This window comes from Sciscionella marina DSM 45152, assembly GCF_000379465.1.
GTDB lineage: Bacteria > Actinomycetota > Actinomycetes > Mycobacteriales > Pseudonocardiaceae > Sciscionella > Sciscionella marina.
On record NZ_KB905380.1, the window covers coordinates 630,728 to 648,503 of the forward strand.

Here is a 17,776-nt window from a genome sequence, read left to right on the forward strand (position 1 = left end):
CCCCGCGAACCCGCGGGGGCCGCCCGCCACGAGGCTGGCGCACGAGAAGGAGCCTGCAGTGACCGAGCACGACCCGACCGAGAACGAGACCCAGGCCGCAGCGCTCCCCAAGCCACCGAAGCCGGGTCCGAAACCCGGGATCCCGACCCCGGCAGCACTGGGCAGGAAGCCGCATCCGCCGGTCGCCAAGCCCGCGGGCGAGGAGCACGCCGAGCCGGATTCCCCGGTGCCCACGGCGAGCACGCAACCGTCCCGCTGGGGACGGGTGGACGCCGAGGGCGTGGTGTACGTGTTCGGCTCCGAGGGCGAGCACGAGGTCGGTTCCTGGCAGGCGGGATCGCCGGAGGAAGGGCTCGCACACTTCGCCCGCCGGTTCGATGACCTGCGTACCGAGGTCGAGCTGCTGCACGCGCGGGTCTCCTCGGGAAGCGGGGACACCAAGCAGGCGGCCACGAGCGCCCGGCACCTGCTCGACTCGCTCGCCGAGGCCGCCGTCGTCGGGGACATCGCCGCGCTGCGGGCCCGGATCGACGCCGTCCTCGCGCACGCCGAGGTCGAACAGCAGGAGGCCAAACGGCATCGCGAGGTAGCCAGGACCGAGGCCATCGCGCGCAAGGAGGAACTGCTCACCGAGGCGGAACGGATCGGGGCCGACTCCACCCAGTGGAAGGCCGACGGGGACCGGCTGCGCGCGATCCTCGACGAGTGGAAGACCGTCAAGGGCGTCGACCGCAAGACGGATGACGCGCTGTGGAAGCGGTTCGCCAAGGCGCGCGAGTCGTTCAACCGGCGCCGCGGCGCGCATTTCGCCGAGCTCGACAAGCAGCGGGGCAGCGCCAAACAGCGCAAGGCCGAGCTGGTCGAGGAGGCCGAGGCGCTCGCCGACTCGACCGACTGGGGCGCAACGGCGGCGAAGTTCCGCGAGCTGATGAGCGAGTGGAAGGCCGCGGGCGCGGCGCACAAGAACGCCGAGGACGCGCTGTGGAAGCGGTTCCGCGCCGCACAGGACACCTTTTTCGGCGCACGCAGCCAAGCGTTCTCCGAGCGGGACGCGGAGTTCGCGGAGAACGCCAAACACAAGGATGAGCTGCTCACCGAGGCCGAGTCGATCGACCCGCAGCACGGGCTAGACGCGGCCAAGGCGGCGCTGCGCAAGCTGCAGGAGCGCTGGGACTCCATCGGCAAGGTGCCACGGGACCGGATGCGCGAGCTGGAGAACCGGTTCAAGGCCGTCGAGGAGCGGGTTCGCTCGGCCGAGCAGGCCTCGTGGCGGCGCACCGACCCAGAGGCGCAGGCGCGCGCCGAGCAGTTCGCCGAACGGGTCGCCCAGTTCGAGGAGCAGGCCCGTAAGGCACGCGCGGCCGGTGACGAGCGGCGCGCGCGCAAGGCCGAGGAGCAGGCCGCCCAGTGGCGGGAGTGGCTGACCACCGCGCAGAACGCGGTGGCCGACCGTTAACCGGTGTCGTCCCGGCGGCGGGGATCATCCGGGCGCCGTGCCCAGGTGATGCCCGCCCACAGCACGGCGAGCACGATCACCGCGACGAGCGCGATGATCTGGCCGGGACCCGGTCCGGGGCCCGCCGCCTTGGTGGCGCTGGTCTGCTGGGACCACACCGCCAGTGCCCCGGCGACCACCGCGAGGTCGCAGCCGAGCGAGGTCACCCAGGCCGCCCCGTAGCGGCGCATGGCGAGCGCGAGCAGCGAACCGCCCGCGCCGAACACGAGCGCGAGCACCAGGAACACGGTCGGCACGATGCCCGCCGCGCCGAAGGCGCTGTCCTCTCCGGAGAGCACCTCCCAGCCGTAGCGCCCGGAGACGAACGGCAGCGCGACCGAGATGAGCAGCACGAGCACGGCGATCGCGATGAACAGCGCCCGCGGTCCCGGATCGAACTGATGCCGGGTCCGTTCACCGACCTCGTCGATCTCCTGGCCGAGCCGGTCCAGTGCCTGGTCGTCGTTCATCGCACTCCCTCCCTGCGGGAGCTCGGCGCTTCACGGGCGCTCTGTGTCGATGAAACGCTGCCAAGCTCGCTCATAGCCCGCATCCCTGGGTCTGGGGCATCGGTTCGGGCCTGCCGAAGGAGGGCAGGCCGAGACTGACGCCATCGGTTTTCGGCCGCTTGCCGAGTTCGCCGTTGTCCCCCGCCCTGGTGCGCCGGTGGCCGAGCGGCGCGTGATCGGCAATCAGGTGATGCGGCGCCGCCTTGTCCACCCGCACCTCGACCACATCGCCCGCGCGCACGGCCGCCCCGTCCGGGTTGAAGTGCACGAGTCGCCCGTCCCTCGCCCGGCCGCTCATCCGGTGGGTCTCGCCGTCCTTGCGGCCCTCCCCGTCGGCGACCAGGAGCTCGAGCGTGCTGCCGACCAGCTTGTGGTTCTCCGCGAGCGAGATCTCGTCCTGCAGCGCGGTCAGCCGCTGGTAGCGCTCCGCGACGACCTCCGGGGGCACCTGGCCGGGCAGCTCCGCGGCCGGGGTTCCGGGGCGTTTCGAGTACTGGAAGGTGAACGCCTTGGCGAACCGGGCCTGCCGCACCACCTCGAGGGTGGCCTCGAAGTCCTCCTCGGTCTCACCGGGGAAGCCGACGATGATGTCCGTGGTCAGGGCCGCATCCGGCATCGCGTCCCGCACCTTGTCCACGATGGACAGGTACCGCGCGGAGCGGTAGGAGCGGCGCATCGCGCGCAACACGGAGTCCGAACCGGACTGCAGCGGCATGTGCAGCTGGTGGCAGACGTTCGGGGTCTCGGCCATCGCGGCGATCACGTCGTCGGTGAAGTCCCGCGGATGCGGCGAGGTGAACCGAACCCGTTCGAGTCCGTCGATCTCCCCGCAGGAGCGCAGCAGCTTGGCGAACGCGTAGCGGTCCCCGAACTCGACCCCGTAGGCGTTCACGTTCTGCCCGAGCAGCGTCACCTCGAGCACGCCCTCGTCCACGAGCGCGCCGACCTCGGCGAGAATCTCCCCCGGCCGCCGGTCCACCTCCTTGCCGCGCAGCGAGGGCACGATGCAGAAGGTGCAGGTGTTGTTGCAGCCGACCGAGATGGACACCCAGCCCGAGTACGCCGAGTCGCGCCTCGCCGGCAGCGTGGAGGGGAACACCTCGAGCGATTCGGCGATCTCCACCTGCGCGGTCTCGTTGTGCCGCGCCCGTTCGAGCAGGGTGGGCAGCGAGCCGATGTTGTGCGTGCCGAACACCACGTCCACCCACGGGGCGCGGCGCACGATCTCGCCGCGGTCCTTCTGCGCGAGGCAGCCGCCGACGGCGATCTGCATGCCCGGGCGCTCCCGCTTGTGCGGGGCGAGGTGGCCGAGGTTGCCGTAGAGCTTGTTGTCCGCGTTCTCCCGTACCGCGCAGGTGTTGAGCACGACGACGTCCGGGTCCGTGTCACTGGCCACGTACCCCGCGCTCTCCAGCATCCCGGCGAGCCGCTCGGAGTCGTGCACGTTCATCTGGCACCCGTACGTCTTGATCTGGTAGGTACGCACCTGTTTCCCTTTTCCCGTGTGCCTGCCCTCTCCAGGGTAGAACCCGCGGACAGCCGACCGAGGACAGGAGGGGGCGATCAGGTGAGCGGTGGCGGCCCACTCGGACGGCGAGCCCTTCTGCTGGGGACCGCGGCCATGCTCGGCGCGGCCGCCGGATGCGGCTCCCGGTTCGCCGACACCCGGCTGCGCTTCGCCGTCGGCCCCGAGGGCGGGCTCTGGGCCCGGTTCGCCGCACTGCTCGCCGAACAGTGGCGGCGGCGACTCGACCTGCCGGCCCCGGCGATGCTGCGCTCCCCCGGCGCCTACCCGTCGGTGCGACTGCTCGCCTCGGGCCGGACCGACCTGGCCATGCAGAGCTCGGACCTGCTGGAACAGGCGCGCCGGGACCGGGTCCGGTTCGCCGAGCAGCCACTGGCCCTCGGTCGAATGTACAGCGATGTGGCCCAGGTCTTCGTGCCCGCGGAGGCACCGTACCGGCGGCTGACGGATCTGCGCGGCAAGCGGGTGTGCACCGCGATCCCGAACCAGCGGCCCATCCCGGTCACCGCACGGGCGCTCGCGGCGGCGGGCCTGGTGGACGGCGAGTCCTTCACCGCCGTCTCGCTGCCGCTGCGGCAGGTGCTCGACGCGCTGTTCAGCGGCGAGATCGACGCGCTGTGCGCCGTGGACGGGCTCCCGCTGCCCGCCGCCGAACAGGCGGGCATGCGGCATCCGCTGCGCGTTCTCGATCTCGGGGACATCACCGAACGGCTGCTCAGCGGGCCCAGCCTGTACCAGCCGTTCACCGTGCCCGCCGGGACCTATGGGCCCGGACAGCCCCGGGTGGAGTCGGTCCAGGTGCCGAACTATCTGCTCGCCTCGAAGCGGATGCCGGACGAACTGGCCATCGCACTGCTCGATGCGCTCTTCGAGGGGCGTTCGGCCATCACGACCCAGATGCCGATGGCCGCCGCGCTGGACAAGACCACCGCCGTGGACACCGGGACGGTCCCGCTCCATCCGGGAGCGGTGTCCTACTACCGCTCGGCCAAGGGCTGATCCCCGGAAGCCGGCAGCGTCAGCCGCACCACCAGTCCGCCCTCGGCACGGTTGCGTACCTCGATGGTGCCCTGGGACCGGCGCACCAGCCGTTCCACGATCGCGAGCCCGAGCCCGGACCCGGCCACGTTCTGGTCCCTGCGGGAGCGCCAGAACCGGTCGGTGGCCCGTTCGAGCTCCCCCGCCCGCAGTCCGGGGCCGTGGTCGCGCACCTCGATGGCCACCACCGCGGCGTCCGCTCCGGACTGGTCCCATGCGGCGAGTTCCACCTCGGTACCCGGTTCGGTGAACTTCACCGCGTTGTCCAGCAGCGCATCCAGCGCGGTGGCCAATCCGTCCCGGTGCACCCGCACGGCTGCCTCGGTCGCGCAGGAACCGCGCAGGGTGACCGACCTCGCCTGTGCCGCGGCGCGCCAGGCCGCGAGCCGGGCCTCGAGCACGGCGCCGACCAGGACCGGTTCCGGGGTGCCGGAGTCCTGCTCGGCGCGGGCCATCACGAGCAGGTCGTCGAGTGTCCTGGTCAGCCGTTCGATCTCGGCGGCCGCCGCGTCCGCCGCGGGCAGGTCGTCCTCGGGCAGCGCCTCACGCATGGCGACCAGCCGCAGCTGCAGCGCGGTCAGCGGGTTGCGCAGCTGGTGCGAGGCATCGGCGACGAACTCGCGCTGCGCGTGCATGGCCTTGGCGAGTGCCTCGGCCATGGTGAACACCGAGTCGGCGAGCCGGCGCAGTTCCGGTGGACCACCGCCGATCTCGGTGTCCGAGAGCGGGCGCCCGGCCAGCACGGCGGCGGTGTACTCCACGGTCGCCGCGTCCATGCGCCGGACCGGGCGCAGGAACCACCGGGCGATCGGGATCGAGACGAGCTCGGCGATACCCAGGAACAACAGCCCGCCGAGCAGGATGAGCAGCCAGTAGCGGAGTACGTGCATACGCGCCGGATAGGTCGGCGACTCCATGATCACCGCGCCCCGGGGCTCGCCGTCGACCAGGACCCGCTCCGAAGTCCGGAAGGTGCGCGGGGACCAGGGCGTGATCAGCTCGTCGTCCCGGTGGGTGTTCCCGGCGACCGCCTCGTCGAATGCGATCCGCACATCAGGACGGTCGAGGCGGATCCCGCCCCCGGAGGCGACCGGTTTGTACTCGATGTCCACGAGCGCGACCCGGATCCCGTAGACCTCACGGAAGCGGTTCATGCTCGACTGGAGCAGCGCGGGACGGTTCGCGTACAGCGCCCGCGCGGCCTCGGAGGCGAACCGCTCGGTGTCGGTGGTCCGGTCGAGGAAGAGTCGCTGCCCTGTCGAGTAGGACACGACCGTGCCGAGCGGTATGCCGAGCGCGATCACGATCAGCCCGCCGAGCAGCATGAAGATGGCGACCAACCGGGTTCGCACGGCTACTCAAGGTACTCTGCGGACAACCGGTACCCCACACCGCGTACCGTCTGGATGAAAGTCGGCAGATCCAGTTTCGTGCGCAGCGTGGCGATGTGCACGTCCAGCGTTCGGTGCGCGCCCGGCCAGCTCCGGCCCCACACCTGGGCGAGGATCCGCTCCCGCGAGCACACCGCACCCTGAGCCCGCACGATCAGCGCGAGGATCTGGAATTCCTTGCGGGACAAGGTGATCGGTCTCCCGTGCACTCGCACCTCGTGCCGCTCCACGTCCACCTCGACCGCCCCGCCCGCGAACCGCACCAGTGCCGCGGGCACGGTGGTGGCGGCCCGCGGTTCGGCGCGCCGGGAGACCGCCTCGATGCGCGCCACGAGCTCGCCGACGTCGTACGGCTTGACCAGGTAGTCGTCCGCGCCCGACTGCAGCGCGTTGATCCGGTCGCCGACCTCGGCACGCGCGGAGACCACGATGATCACCACCGATGACCGGGCCCGGATCCGGCGGCACAGTTCGAAACCGTCGACATCGGGCAGTCCCAGATCGAGCAGCACCACATCGAACTGCGCGGCCAGGCTGGCGGCCCATTTCCCCGAATCGAGCCGGCCCAGTTCGAACCCCCGTTTGGTGAGTACCGGCATCAGTGCGTCCGCCACCCGATCGTCGTCCTCGACCAAGAGCACCCGCACCAGTTACCTCCCCCGGGGTCACTCCTCGTGGTTGGTCTCATCCTCACAGATGTGTCCAGTACCCTGCGGCATCCAATCGATTACGGTACGTTAGCCACCCGGTGGTGTGATCGAGTTGCAACCAGAGGCCCGCGCCGCTGCGCTTTACGAACCCGGACGCGACCGCTAGGTTTCGTCCCCGGACAGAGGGGAAGAACCCTGGTCCTCCCTGGCCACACCCCCGACACGGCAGCTCCGACACGAGCCGGTGCCAGCAAGCGAATAGGAGATTCGATGACGGCTGCCCCCGACGCGCCGCCAATGATCAAGTTCGCCGGTGTTGACAAGCACTTCGGCGACCTGCATGTACTCAAGGACATCAACCTCGAGATACCGTCCGGTCAGGTCGTCGTGGTCATCGGTCCCTCCGGCTCCGGGAAGTCGACGCTGTGTCGCACGGTGAACCGGCTCGAGCCGATCGACTCCGGCCTGATCGAGGTCGACGGGAACCGTCTTCCCGAAGAGGGCAAGGCGCTCGCCGCGCTGCGCTCCGAGGTGGGCATGGTGTTCCAGTCGTTCAATCTCTTCGCGCACAAGACGATCGTGGAGAACGTGACCCTGGGGCCGGTCAAGGTGCGCAAGACGGCCGCGGAGCCTGCCCGCAAGACCGCGATGGAACTGCTCGACCGGGTCGGCATCGCCAATCAGGCCGAGAAGTACCCCGCGCAGCTCTCCGGCGGTCAGCAGCAGCGCGCCGCGATCGCCCGCGCGCTGGCCATGCGCCCGAAGGTGATGATGTTCGACGAGCCGACCTCCGCGCTCGACCCGGAGATGGTCAACGAGGTGCTCGACGTGATGACCGGGCTCGCCGAGGACGGCATGACGATGCTCGTCGTCACCCACGAGATGGGCTTCGCGCGCAAGGCCGCACACCGCGTGGTGTTCATGGCCGACGGCGAGATCGTCGAGGACACCTCCCCCGAGGAATTCTTCACCGCGCCGAGCTCCGACCGCGCCAAGGACTTCCTCGGCAAAATCCTGCACCACTAGCGATCCCCGAATCGGCCGTAAACCGGCCAGCGACAAGGAGCAACCCCATGAGAATCCGCAATATCGCCACGGCAACCCTGCTCGGCGGGCTTGCCCTCTCACTTGCCGCCTGCGGTAAGACCGGAACCCCGGCACAGCAGGGCAAGAACACAATCGAACCGCCGCCGCAGATGCAAGTCGCCAAGGACGTGAACATCACCGGCTCGCCGACCTTCGACCGGATCAAGCAGAACGGCAAGATCACCATCGGGGTCAAGGACGACCAGCCGGGACTCGGTTACAAGGACTCGGTCAGTCAGAAGTTCACCGGTTTCGACATCGACATCGCGAACTACCTGGCCGCCCAGCTCGGCTACGGGCCGGACAAGATCGTCTACAAGCAGGTCCAGTCCGCGGGCCGGGAAGCCGCGGTCGGCAATGGTGACGTCGACTTCTACGTCGGTACCTACACCATCAACGACAAGCGCAAGCAGCAGGTCGGGTTCGCCGGGCCGTACTTCGTGGCGGGCCAGGATTTGCTGGTGCGCAAGGACGACAACAGCATCAAGGGCCCGGAGTCGCTGAAGGACAAGACGGTCTGCTCGGCGAAGGGCTCCACCCCGGTGCAGAACATCAAGGAGAAGGGCTACGCCAAGGAAGTCCGCGAGCAGGACAAGTACTCCGACTGCGTGAGCATGCTGCAGAACAAGCAGGTGGACGCGGTCACCACGGACGATGCGATCCTCAAGGGCTACGCGGCGCAGAAGCCCGACCTCTACAAGGTGGTCGGCAAGACCTTCACCAAGGAGCCCTACGGGGTCGGCCTGAACAAGGACGACAAGGTGCTGCGGAACAAGCTGGACGACTTCCTGCAGAAGGCGCTGGACGACGGGGACTGGCAGAAGTTCTACGACGGCACCCTCGGCAAGTCCGGCTCGCCCGCTCCGCAGAAGCCGACCATCGAACGGTACTGATTCGTCGTCGATGAATGTTCTCACCGATAACCTCGACGTCTATGGCAGTGCGTTACTCAACACCGTGCTGCTGTTCGTGTTCTCGGCGATCGGCGCGCTGATCCTCGGGGGAATCCTCGCGGTCATGCGCGTCTCGCCGGTTCCCGTACTGCGCGGGTTCGGGACCGTGTTCGTCACCATCGTGATCAACACGCCGCTCACGGTCCTGTTCCTGTTGTTCCTGTTCGGGCTGCCGGTGCTGCAGATCGCCAATATCGATCCGTTCGTGTCCGCGGTGATCGCGCTGATCGTCTACACGGCACCGTTCATCTGCGAGGTGATCCGGTCCGGGATCAACACCGTCGATCTCGGTCAGGCAGAGGCTGCCCGCGCGGTCGGGCTCACCTTCGGCCAGTCGCTGGCGAACATCGTGCTGCCCCAGGCGATCCGCTCGGTGGTGCCGCCGTTGATCAACCAGCTCAACGCGCTGCTGAAGAACACCACGGTCGCGGCCGGGTTCTCGGTCAGCGAGCTCGCCCTGGTGTACACCACGCTCAACGAGCGCGGGTACAGCACCTTGATCGCGCTGTGCTGGGTGGCGCTGGCATTCATCATCCTGGTCACGCCGCTGCTGATCACTCAGCGAATGCTGGAGAAACGATGGAGGGTTGCGCGATGAGCGAGCTCGCGAGCGAATCATCGACACAGCGCCGCCGCGTTGCGCCGGGCTCCCGCAGGGAGGGAGTGCGATGAGCTCCAGTGTGCTCACCGACCTGCCCGGCCCGAAGGCGCGGGCACGGCATGCCCTGTACGGCGTGATCGGCACGATCATCATCCTCGGCATCCTCGCCTTCGTCATCTACCGGCTCGCCGACAGCGGTCAGTTCAACCCTGAGTTGTGGAGCTGGATCGAGTACCAGCAGATCCAGCTGAGCATCGTGTCCGCGCTGCTGCGCACGCTCGAGGCGTTCGCCGTCGGAGCGGTGCTCGCCCTCGTGTTCGGCGCGCTGCTCGCGGCGGGCCGGCTCTCCGATCACCGGTGGGTGCGTATCCCGGCCGGGTTCGTCGTCGAGCTGTTCCGGGCGATCCCGCTGCTCGTGCTGATGTTCCTGCTGTTCTTCGGCATCGGCGGGATCAGTTCGTTCCTCGCGGTCGTGCTCAGCCTGATGCTCTACAACGGTTCGGTGCTGGCCGAGATCTTCCGCGCGGGCATCCTCGCGGTGCCGCACGGGCAGGCTGAGGCCGCGTACGCACTGGGCATGCGCAAAACCAGGGTGATGCTGCTGATCCTGCTCCCGCAGGCGCTGCGCGCGATGCTGCCCACGATCGTGAGCCAACTGGTGGTGCTGCTCAAGGACACCGCGCTCGGTTCACTCATCCTGTTCCAGGAGCTGCTCTACTACTTCCGCCAGGGCATCGGCGGGCAGACCGATTTCGGCAACCCCGCGGTGCCCTCGGCGATCTCGGTCGCCGCGATCTACATCGTGATCTGCCTGCTGCTGTCCTGGCTGGCGACCTACCTGGAGAAGCGCAACCGGCGCAGCAAGAAGCGCGTGGTCCTGGAGGGCCCGGAGGCCGAACAGGTCGAGCAGATCGCCCTCGCCTCGGGCACCGAGGTCAGCGGCGGGGGCCAGCACGACAAGAATCAGTGACCGTTTCGCTGCCGCGCCCAGCGGGGCGCGGCAGCGAAGTCAGCGCTTGTCCCGGCGGAACAGTTTGTTGCCCAGCCACACGACCGGATCGTATTTGCGGTCGGCGACGCGTTCTTTCATCGGAATGAGCGCGTTGTCGGTGATGTGGATGCCCTCGGGGCACACCTCGGTGCAGCACTTGGTGATGTTGCAGTAGCCGAGCCCGTGCTCCTCCTGTGCCGCGGGTACCCGGTCGGCCGCGTCGAGCGGATGCATCTCCAGTTCCGCGACCCGCATCAGGAACCGCGGCCCGGCGAACGAACGTTTGTTGTCCTCGTGATCACGCACCACATGGCAGGTGTCCTGGCACAGGAAACATTCGATGCACTTGCGGAACTCCTGGGAGCGTTGCACATCGACCTGCGCCATCCGGTACTCCCCCGCGGCCACATCCTGCGGCGGGGTGAACGCGGGGACCTCGCGGGCCTTCTCGTAGTTGAACGACACATCGGTGACCAGATCGCGGATCACCGGGAAGGTCCGCATCGGTGTGACGGTGATGGTCTCGTCCTCGGCAAAGGTGGACATCCGGGTCATGCACAGCAACCGGGGATGGCCGTTGATCTCCGCCGAACACGAGCCGCACTTGCCCGCCTTGCAGTTCCACCGCACCGCGAGGTCCGGTGCCTGGGTAGCCTGCAGCCGGTGGATGATGTCCAGCACCACCTCACCCTCGTTGACCTCGACGGTGAAATCGCACAGCTGACCGGATTCCGCGTCGCCGCGCCAGACCTTGAACCGCGCATCGTAGGCCATGTCACTCCTTCCCGGTCGTCGCGCCGGTAGCGAGCCCGGTGAGTTCTTCCTCGGTGAAGTACTTCTGCAGTTCCTCGTACTCGAACAGCTCGAGCAGATCCGTGCGCATCGGTACCTGATCGACCGTGTGCAGCCGTACCCCGCCCCCGGTGTAGAGACACTGGATGAGCTGATTGCGCCAGGGTGCGCGCATTCCCGGATAGTCCTCCCGGGTGTGCCCTCCCCTGCTCTCGGTGCGTTCGAGTGCCGCGCGCGCCACGCATTCGCTGACCAGCAGCATGTTGCGCAGGTCGAGTGCCAGATGCCAGCCGGGGTTGAATTCGCGCACCCCGTTCACGGAAACGCCCGCCACGCGCTGCTTGAAGGTCTCGAGTTTCCCGATCGCATCGGCGATCTCGGCCTCGGTGCGGATGATCCCGACGAGCTCGTTCATCGTCTGCTGCAGCTCGGCGTGCACGGTGTAGGGGTTCTCTCCCTGTTCGGCGGTCACCGGGGCGAGCGCGCGCTCCATCGCCGCATCCACCTCGGCCTGGGGGATCCCGGTGTCTCCGGCCCCGGATTCGACGTGGTTCGCCGCGCCGAGACCCGCCCTGCGGCCGAACACGAGCAGATCGGAAAGGGAGTTGCCGCCGAGCCGGTTCGAGCCGTGCATCCCGCCGGAGCACTCCCCCGCGGCGAACAGGCCACGGACCCCGGCCGCCGCCCCGGAATCGGGATCCACCTCGATCCCGCCCATCACGTAGTGGCAGGTCGGCCCGACCTCCATCGGTTCGGCGGTGATGTCCACATCCGCGAGTTCCTTGAACTGGTGGTACATCGAGGGCAGCCGCCGCTTGATCTCCTCGGCCGACATCCGGCTCGCGATGTCCAGGAACACCCCGCCGTGCGGGGATCCCCGACCGGCCTTCACCTCGGCGTTGATCGCGCGGGCCACCTCGTCGCGCGGGAGCAGATCCGGGGTGCGGCGGTTCGCGTTCTGGTCGGCGTACCAGCGATCCGCCTCTTCCTCGCTCTCCGCGTACTGCCCCTTGAACACCTCGGGCACGTAGTCGAACATGAACCGCTTGCCCTCGGCGTTGCGCAGCACCCCGCCGTCCCCGCGCACCCCTTCGGTGACCAGGATTCCCTTCACCGAGGGCGGCCACACCATGCCGGTCGGGTGGAACTGCACGAACTCCATGTTGATCAGCGAGGCACCCGCCCGCGCGGCGAGCGCGTGCCCGTCCCCGGTGTACTCCCAGGAATTCGAGGTCACCTGGAAGGACTTGCCGATGCCGCCGGTGGCGAGCACGATCGAGGGCGCTTCGAACACCACGAAGCGGCCGGACTCGCGCCAGTACGCCAGCGCCCCGGTCACCCGGTCCCCCTCGGTGAACAGCTCGGTGACCGTGCATTCCGCGAACACCTTGATGTTGGCCTCGTAGTCCCCGGTGGCCGCGTGGTCTTCCTGCTGCAGCGAAACGACTTTCTGCTGCATCGTGCGAATCAGCTCGAGCCCGGTGCGGTCACCGACGTGCGCGAGCCGCGGGTAGGTGTGCCCGCCGAAGTTGCGCTGGCTGATCCGCCCGTCGGCGGTGCGATCGAACAGCGCGCCGTAGGTTTCCAGCTCCCACACCCGGTCCGGCGCCTCCTTGGCATGCAGCTCGGCCATCCGCCAGTTGTTCAGGAACTTCCCGCCGCGCATGGTGTCCCGGAAGTGCACCTGCCAGTTGTCGTTGTCGTTGACGTTGCCCATCGAGGCCGCGCAGCCACCTTCGGCCATCACGGTGTGTGCCTTGCCGAACAGCGACTTGCACACCACGGCGACCCGGTGCCCGCGCTGGCGTGCCTCGATGACCGCGCGCAGGCCAGCACCGCCCGCGCCGATCACGACGACGTCGTAGGGCAGTCGTTCGACCTCTGCCACAAGAACTCCTTGTCGTCCGGAATCGGGATCCGGTCCGTTCAGCCGACGAATCGGGGATCGGGAAACGCGCCCGCGGAAACGAGCATCACGTACAAATCGGCCAGGATGAGGGTTCCGATGGTGATCCAGGCGAATTGCATATGCCGCGTGTTCAGCTTCGAAACCTGGGTCCACATCCAATACCGGACCGGGTGTCTCGAGAAATGCCGCAATCGCCCGCCCGTGGCATGCCTGCAGGAATGGCAGGAAAGCGTGTACGCCCACAACATGACGACGTTCAGCAGCAGAATCAGGTTACCGAGGCCGAATCCGAATCCGCTCGGGGAATGGAAGGCCATGATCGCGTCGTAGGTGTTCAACAGGGCGAGCAGGGCCGCGACGTAGAAGAAGTAGCGGTGCACGTTCTGCACGATCAGCGGGAACCGGGTCTCGCCGGTGTACTTGGCCCGCGGCTCGGCGACCGCACAGGCCGGCGGGGAGAACCACACCGAACGGTAATACGCCTTGCGGTAGTAATAGCAGGTCAGCCGGAACACGAGCAGGAAGGGAAGCGCGATGATTCCGTACGGCAGCCAGGCAGGGAATTCACCGAACCAGGCGCCGAGGTGCTGTGATCCGGGTGCACACGAGGCCGTGGTGCACGGCGAATAGAACGGCGTCAGGTAGTGATAGGCGGGAACCCAGTAATACGCGCCCATGAAAGCGCGCACGCCCGCATAGATCACGAACACCGCGAGCCCGGCCACGGTCAGGGTCGGTTGCAGCCACCATCGATCGGTTCGCAGTGTCTTTCCGGGTAGCTGGGCCCGCCCCGCACGTTCCGCGGATTCGGGTAACGGTGCCCTCGGCGTCTCCGACACGTTTGCGGTCATCGCGGCGCCACTGAATTCTTCATTGAATTCCGTCCCGTTTCACCGGTTTTATCGATGCTTGTACGCACCAATCGGTTAAGTATCCCCCACCGTCCTTGATGGGGGATACCGAACCATACCCAGTTGCCGCCCGCGAAGCTACTTGACCCTGCTGCCTCCGACACCCTCGTCGTCCGCGTCGGCCCAGAGGTCCGGGTCGTACGGGGTGTCGGAGATACGGACCCGCTCCTGTTCGGGAACCGGGCGCGCCCGGCCACGTGGTCCGGCCACTTCACTGGCGTCGATGTCGAGGCGTTCGAGATCGTTATAGAGCCTGCGCACCCCAGGTGAGTCGCCGAGCTGACTGCGCAAACTGCCCACACAAGCCCGGAGTTGCCCGATCGTCTCGTGCAGTCTGGTGATGTCCGTGCTCGACATAACCCACTCCTCCCGCTGGTCCACCGCCGACCACCACGTCGTGCCCGACGGCTGGTGTCTGTGACTGTGCCTTGCCACCGTTGTTGTGACAAGTAACACATCGTAGATCAATACTGTGCTATCCATCACAGTACCCGCGGGAGTGCGAAGTGAGTGTTTCCCGCTGCGCCGAACGTGCTCCTAGTCGATCTCTTCGGCGTCGGCCAGGTTCGCGGCCCGGTCACCGAGCTCCTCGCGAACGATGCGGTACGCGGTTCCGGCCGGATACCCCTTGCGTGCGAGGACACCGACGAGACGGCGCTGCAGTTTCACCGTCTCCTCCGGAGTCGCGGGGCCCCCGGAGGAACCGCGCAGCTTCTTGCGCACGATCTCCCGCGCGCGCTGCTGCTCCTCGTCCTCGCCGATCTGCCCGGCCGCCTCCGCCGCGAGTTCGGCGTCGATACCGCGCTGCTGAAGTTCGGTGCGCACGGCGCTACGGGCCAGGCCGGAACCGGCGTGCCGGGAGCGCGCCCAGCTCTCCGCGAAGGCGGCATCGTCGACGAGTCCGGCCTTCTCGAACTTGGCGAGCACACCCGTGACCGTGTCCTCGTCGATCCCCTTGCGCAGCAGGGCATCCCGGAGTTCCTTGGTGCTGCGCTGACGTGTGGCGAGCAGGCGGTAGCAGGTGTCCCGCGCGGCCGCGTAGGGATCGAGGATCTCCTTCTTGCCCGCCACGGGTCAGAAGTCGACGGGAGCGGGCTCGGTCTCGTCGGCGTCGAGCTGGGCGCCGATCCCGAGCGCTTCCTTGATTTTCTTCTCCACCTCGTCGGCGATGTCCGGGTTCTCCTTGAGGAACTTGCGGGCGTTCTCCTTGCCTTGCCCGAGCTGATCGCCCTCGTAGGTGTACCAGGCGCCGGACTTGCGCAGGATGCCCTGCTCGACCCCCATATCGATCAGCGAGCCCTCCCGGGAGACGCCGTGCCCGTAGAGGATGTCGAACTCGGCCTGCTTGAACGGCGGGGCCACCTTGTTCTTGACCACCTTGACCCTGGTGCGGTTGCCGACCGGCTCTCCGCCGTCCTTGAGGGTCTCGATCCGGCGCACGTCGAGCCGCACCGAAGCGTAGAACTTCAGCGCCTTACCACCGGTGGTGGTCTCCGGGCTGCCGAACATGACGCCGACCTTCTCGCGCAGCTGGTTGATGAAGACCGCGGTGGTGCCCGAGTTGCTCAGCGCACCGGTGATCTTGCGCAGCGCCTGGCTCATCAGCCGTGCCTGCAGGCCGACGTGCGAGTCCCCCATCTCGCCCTCGATCTCCGCGCGGGGTACGAGCGCGGCGACCGAGTCGATGACCAGGATGTCCAGCGCGCCGGAACGGATCAGCATGTCCGCGATCTCCAGCGCCTGTTCCCCGGTGTCCGGCTGGGAGACCAGCAGCGCATCGGTGTCCACGCCGAGTTTCTTGGCGTACTCCGGGTCGAGCGCGTGCTCGGCGTCCACGAACGCTGCGATCCCGCCCGCGGCCTGCGCGTTGGCCACCGCATGCAGAGCGACGGTCGTCTTACCGGAGGATTCCGGTCCATAGACCTCGACGACCCGCCCGCGCGGGAGGCCGCCGATACCGAGCGCCACGTCGAGCGCGATGGCTCCGGTCGGGATGACCTCGACGGGGGCCTTGCTTCCCTCGCCGAGCCGCATGACCGAGCCCTTGCCGTACTGCTTCTCGATCTGCGACATCGCGAGGTCGAGCGCTTTGCCCTTGTCGGGTGCTGCCGGTGCCATGGTGAGCCACCACCTGCCTTGTCCGAGGTCTGTTCTGTTTCGTGCTGTCGTGCCCAAGCTACGACCAAGGACCGACAATCCAAGGGCGGCCCGAGAATCTGTGGATACCGGGTACCGCTGTGGACAACACAATAGACGAACACCTGTTCGAAGCGAACAGGACACGCCGATGAGCGAGCTCGCGAGCGAATCATCGACACAACGCCCGCGAAGCGCCGAGCTCCCGCAGGGAGCGAGTGCGATGAGGTTGCGCGCGCCGCGGAGTCGAACGGGGTACCGGAACGAACACCACGGACGACGGAGGCCCCATGCCCGCGAACACCCCGGTCACCGAACTAGACCGGCGCTACAGCGATCCCGGCGGTACGGCGGTGAGCTGGCCGGACGCGCTCGAGCACCTGCGCAGGAGCACGCTGACCTGGCTGTCGACCGTACGCGGGAACGGCTGCCCGCACGTAACCCCGGTGCTGTTCGTGCTGCGGGACGGGGCCGCGCATTTCGCGACCGGGCCGGGGAACAGAAGGCCCGCAATCTGGCCGCCGACCCGCACTGCGTGCTCACCGTCGGCGGCGGGGACTTCGAGAGCGGGTTCGATGTCATGCTGAACGGCACCGCGGAACGGGTGACCGGGCACAAGCTGCTGTGCTCGCTCGCCGAGGACTACGTGGCGAAATACGGCGAGGACTGGCGATTCACGGTGCACGAGGGAACGTTCCGGCACACCGGCGATGGGGTGGCCGAGGTGTACCGGATCGGCGCGGAGACCGCGTACGGCTTCGGCAGGGGTATCGCGAGCCACACGCGCTGGCGCTGGTGAGCGGGAAAACCCATTGCCGCGCGGACCGGTTCCTGCTGCGCTGAAACCATGGACACCGCTGCGGTACTCGCCGAGTTCGATGCCCGGTTGCGCCTCGATCCGGCGCTCGAACAACCCGGGGACCGGGTCGAGCGCACCGCGCACACGGTCCGCTGTCTGCCCGCGCAAGCTCCGCCGACGGTGCTGCACTACGACGGCGGCGGGGATCCCGGCGAGGTGATCGCCGCGGAGGCGCGGTGGCTTGCCGAACACGGCGGCGAGTGGAAGTACTACTCGCACGACCGGCCCGCGGACCTGCCCGAGCGGTTGCGCGCGGCCGGGCTGCGCGCCGGGGAGCCCGAGGCCTTCATGCTGGCCGAGACCGAACCGCTGGCGCCGTACACCCCGGCCGGGGTGGAAATCCGCGCCGTCACCGAGGAAACCGGATACGAACGGCTGCTTTCCGTGCAACGGGGCGCGTTCGGCCACACCCGCCACGCCGTGATACGTGACCGGTTGCTGGCCGGGGCACGCGAGGGGAACCTGGTCCTGGTGCTCGCGCTGGTGGACGGGGAACCGGCGTGCGGTGGCCGCATCGAATTCCATGCGGGCACCGGATTCGCGAGCCTGTGGGGCGGCGGAACGCTCCCGGGATTCCGCGGCCGCGGGGTGTATCGCGCCCTCGTCGCGCACCGGGCCGCCCTTGCCGCGGCCCGTGGCTACCGCTATCTGTACTCGGACTGTTCCCCGGATTCCGAACCGATCCTGGCGCGCACCGGGTTCACCCGGCTGGCCACGACGATCCCGTTCACGATCTAACGGCGTTCCTTGGGAATGGCGAAGGTCTCGCACACCGTGCGCCACACCTGCTTCGGGTCGTAGCCGTTGTCCAGCGCCTGATCGATGGTGCGACCACCGAGTTCGGCGAACACATGCGAATCGGCGAGCAGCTCCGCGCGCGCGGTGCCGAATTCGCCTGCCATCAATCCCCGGAAGACCGTCATCCTCATC

The 17,776-nt window shown here is 68.1% G+C and carries 19 protein-coding genes; 8 read left to right on the forward strand and 11 right to left on the reverse strand.

Annotated elements, in window-relative coordinates:
* The first annotated feature begins 58 nt into the window (after nucleotides 1–58).
* Entirely contained in the window at nucleotides 59–1,456 is a 1,398-nt protein-coding gene (locus tag A37U_RS0102985; protein ID WP_020495121.1) for a DUF349 domain-containing protein, read from the forward strand.
* On the opposite strand, the gene A37U_RS42085 is transcribed toward A37U_RS0102985, so the two are convergent.
* Nucleotides 1,453–1,965 (reverse strand): Rv2732c family membrane protein, encoded by a 513-nt coding sequence (locus A37U_RS42085; protein ID WP_020495122.1) that lies wholly within the window; start codon nucleotides 1,963–1,965, stop codon nucleotides 1,453–1,455. The genes A37U_RS0102985 and A37U_RS42085 overlap by 4 nt on opposite strands.
* Nucleotides 1,966–2,035: 70 nt before the next feature.
* Nucleotides 2,036–3,490, reverse strand: a complete 1,455-nt coding sequence (gene miaB, locus A37U_RS0102995) for a tRNA (N6-isopentenyl adenosine(37)-C2)-methylthiotransferase MiaB (RefSeq protein ID WP_020495123.1) — start codon at nucleotides 3,488–3,490, stop codon at nucleotides 2,036–2,038.
* 81 nt (nucleotides 3,491–3,571) lie between these two features.
* Here miaB and A37U_RS0103000 point away from each other — a divergent pair, with 81 nt between their 5' ends.
* Nucleotides 3,572–4,528 (forward strand): TAXI family TRAP transporter solute-binding subunit, encoded by a 957-nt coding sequence (locus tag A37U_RS0103000; RefSeq protein WP_020495124.1) that lies wholly within the window; start codon nucleotides 3,572–3,574, stop codon nucleotides 4,526–4,528.
* On the opposite strand, the gene A37U_RS0103005 is transcribed toward A37U_RS0103000, so the two are convergent.
* Both A37U_RS0103005 and A37U_RS0103010 read right to left on the reverse strand, forming a co-directional pair.
* The gene (locus A37U_RS0103005) at nucleotides 4,507–5,919 is read right to left on the reverse strand and encodes a sensor histidine kinase (protein ID WP_020495125.1); all 1,413 of its coding nucleotides are present in this window, start codon (nucleotides 5,917–5,919) and stop codon (nucleotides 4,507–4,509) included. The two genes, A37U_RS0103000 and A37U_RS0103005, sit on opposite strands and share 22 nt — an antisense overlap.
* Nucleotides 5,920–5,921: 2 nt before the next feature.
* Nucleotides 5,922–6,605, reverse strand: coding sequence for a response regulator transcription factor (locus A37U_RS0103010; protein ID WP_020495126.1), 684 nt, complete (start codon nucleotides 6,603–6,605; stop codon nucleotides 5,922–5,924).
* A gap of 300 nt (nucleotides 6,606–6,905) precedes the next feature.
* On the opposite strand from A37U_RS0103010, the gene A37U_RS0103015 reads away from it, so the two are divergent.
* The 4 genes from A37U_RS0103015 (at nucleotide 6,906) to A37U_RS0103030 (ending at nucleotide 10,218) form a co-directional block, all read left to right on the forward strand.
* Complete coding sequence (locus A37U_RS0103015) at nucleotides 6,906–7,634, forward strand: amino acid ABC transporter ATP-binding protein (protein WP_020495127.1); 729 nt, start codon at nucleotides 6,906–6,908, stop codon at nucleotides 7,632–7,634.
* A 47-nt stretch (nucleotides 7,635–7,681) separates the two neighbouring features.
* Entirely contained in the window at nucleotides 7,682–8,587 is a 906-nt protein-coding gene (locus A37U_RS0103020; RefSeq protein WP_020495128.1) for a glutamate ABC transporter substrate-binding protein, read from the forward strand.
* Nucleotides 8,588–8,597: 10 nt separating this feature from the next.
* Nucleotides 8,598–9,245: an amino acid ABC transporter permease gene (locus A37U_RS0103025; protein WP_020495129.1), complete on the forward strand. Its 648-nt coding sequence runs from the start codon at nucleotides 8,598–8,600 to the stop codon at nucleotides 9,243–9,245.
* Between the two features lie 70 nt (nucleotides 9,246–9,315).
* Nucleotides 9,316–10,218, forward strand: a complete 903-nt coding sequence (locus A37U_RS0103030) for an amino acid ABC transporter permease (protein WP_020495130.1) — start codon at nucleotides 9,316–9,318, stop codon at nucleotides 10,216–10,218.
* 39 nt (nucleotides 10,219–10,257) lie between these two features.
* On the opposite strand, the gene A37U_RS0103035 is transcribed toward A37U_RS0103030, so the two are convergent.
* The 6 genes from A37U_RS0103035 to recA all read right to left on the reverse strand — a co-directional run bounded on the left by A37U_RS0103035 (nucleotide 10,258) and on the right by recA (nucleotide 15,969).
* Nucleotides 10,258–11,013 (reverse strand): succinate dehydrogenase/fumarate reductase iron-sulfur subunit, encoded by a 756-nt coding sequence (locus A37U_RS0103035; protein ID WP_020495131.1) that lies wholly within the window; start codon nucleotides 11,011–11,013, stop codon nucleotides 10,258–10,260.
* A 1-nt stretch (nucleotide 11,014) separates the two neighbouring features.
* On the reverse strand, nucleotides 11,015–12,919 hold the full coding sequence (locus tag A37U_RS0103040) for a fumarate reductase/succinate dehydrogenase flavoprotein subunit (RefSeq protein ID WP_020495132.1): 1,905 nt from the start codon (nucleotides 12,917–12,919) through the stop codon (nucleotides 11,015–11,017).
* Nucleotides 12,920–12,957: 38 nt separating this feature from the next.
* Nucleotides 12,958–13,791 carry a hypothetical protein gene (locus A37U_RS0103045; protein ID WP_020495133.1) on the reverse strand — a complete coding sequence of 278 codons (834 nt, stop codon included), beginning with the start codon at nucleotides 13,789–13,791 and terminating at the stop codon, nucleotides 12,958–12,960.
* 138 nt (nucleotides 13,792–13,929) lie between these two features.
* A complete protein-coding gene (locus tag A37U_RS0103050) occupies nucleotides 13,930–14,208 on the reverse strand; it encodes a hypothetical protein (protein WP_020495134.1) in 279 nt (92 codons plus the stop codon).
* 180 nt (nucleotides 14,209–14,388) lie between these two features.
* Nucleotides 14,389–14,922: a regulatory protein RecX gene (locus tag A37U_RS0103055; protein WP_020495135.1), complete on the reverse strand. Its 534-nt coding sequence runs from the start codon at nucleotides 14,920–14,922 to the stop codon at nucleotides 14,389–14,391.
* A gap of 3 nt (nucleotides 14,923–14,925) precedes the next feature.
* Nucleotides 14,926–15,969 (reverse strand): recombinase RecA, encoded by a 1,044-nt coding sequence (recA, locus tag A37U_RS0103060; RefSeq protein WP_020495136.1) that lies wholly within the window; start codon nucleotides 15,967–15,969, stop codon nucleotides 14,926–14,928.
* A 241-nt stretch (nucleotides 15,970–16,210) separates the two neighbouring features.
* On the opposite strand from recA, the gene A37U_RS55290 reads away from it, so the two are divergent.
* Both A37U_RS55290 and A37U_RS0103070 read left to right on the forward strand, forming a co-directional pair.
* Nucleotides 16,211–16,786, forward strand: coding sequence for a pyridoxamine 5'-phosphate oxidase family protein (locus tag A37U_RS55290; RefSeq protein WP_476707417.1), 576 nt, complete (start codon nucleotides 16,211–16,213; stop codon nucleotides 16,784–16,786).
* Between the two features lie 48 nt (nucleotides 16,787–16,834).
* Nucleotides 16,835–17,584, forward strand: coding sequence for a GNAT family N-acetyltransferase (locus A37U_RS0103070; protein ID WP_020495139.1), 750 nt, complete (start codon nucleotides 16,835–16,837; stop codon nucleotides 17,582–17,584).
* On the opposite strand, the gene A37U_RS0103075 is transcribed toward A37U_RS0103070, so the two are convergent.
* Entirely contained in the window at nucleotides 17,581–17,775 is a 195-nt protein-coding gene (locus A37U_RS0103075) for a DUF3046 domain-containing protein (protein WP_026196818.1), read from the reverse strand. The two genes, A37U_RS0103070 and A37U_RS0103075, sit on opposite strands and share 4 nt — an antisense overlap.
* Nucleotide 17,776: the final 1 nt, after the last annotated feature.

What these genes read in the sequence shown, in the direction of transcription:
- recA (WP_020495136.1), bottom strand. Translation starts at nt 15,969, where the DNA reads ATGGCACCGGCAGCACCCGACAAGGGCAAAGCGCTCGACCTCGCGATG.
- A37U_RS0103070 (WP_020495139.1), top strand. Translation starts at nt 16,835, where the DNA reads ATGGACACCGCTGCGGTACTCGCCGAGTTCGATGCCCGGTTGCGCCTC.
- A37U_RS0103015 (WP_020495127.1), top strand. Translation starts at nt 6,906, where the DNA reads ATGATCAAGTTCGCCGGTGTTGACAAGCACTTCGGCGACCTGCATGTA.
- A37U_RS55290 (WP_476707417.1), top strand. Translation starts at nt 16,211, where the DNA reads ATGAGGTTGCGCGCGCCGCGGAGTCGAACGGGGTACCGGAACGAACAC.
- A37U_RS0103020 (WP_020495128.1), top strand. Translation starts at nt 7,682, where the DNA reads ATGAGAATCCGCAATATCGCCACGGCAACCCTGCTCGGCGGGCTTGCC.
- A37U_RS0103035 (WP_020495131.1), bottom strand. Translation starts at nt 11,013, where the DNA reads ATGGCCTACGATGCGCGGTTCAAGGTCTGGCGCGGCGACGCGGAATCC.
- A37U_RS0103075 (WP_026196818.1), bottom strand. Translation starts at nt 17,775, where the DNA reads ATGAGGATGACGGTCTTCCGGGGATTGATGGCAGGCGAATTCGGCACC.
- A37U_RS0103045 (WP_020495133.1), bottom strand. Translation starts at nt 13,791, where the DNA reads ATGACCGCAAACGTGTCGGAGACGCCGAGGGCACCGTTACCCGAATCC.
- A37U_RS0103030 (WP_020495130.1), top strand. Translation starts at nt 9,316, where the DNA reads ATGAGCTCCAGTGTGCTCACCGACCTGCCCGGCCCGAAGGCGCGGGCA.
- A37U_RS42085 (WP_020495122.1), bottom strand. Translation starts at nt 1,965, where the DNA reads ATGAACGACGACCAGGCACTGGACCGGCTCGGCCAGGAGATCGACGAG.
- A37U_RS0103025 (WP_020495129.1), top strand. Translation starts at nt 8,598, where the DNA reads ATGAATGTTCTCACCGATAACCTCGACGTCTATGGCAGTGCGTTACTC.
- A37U_RS0103050 (WP_020495134.1), bottom strand. Translation starts at nt 14,208, where the DNA reads ATGTCGAGCACGGACATCACCAGACTGCACGAGACGATCGGGCAACTC.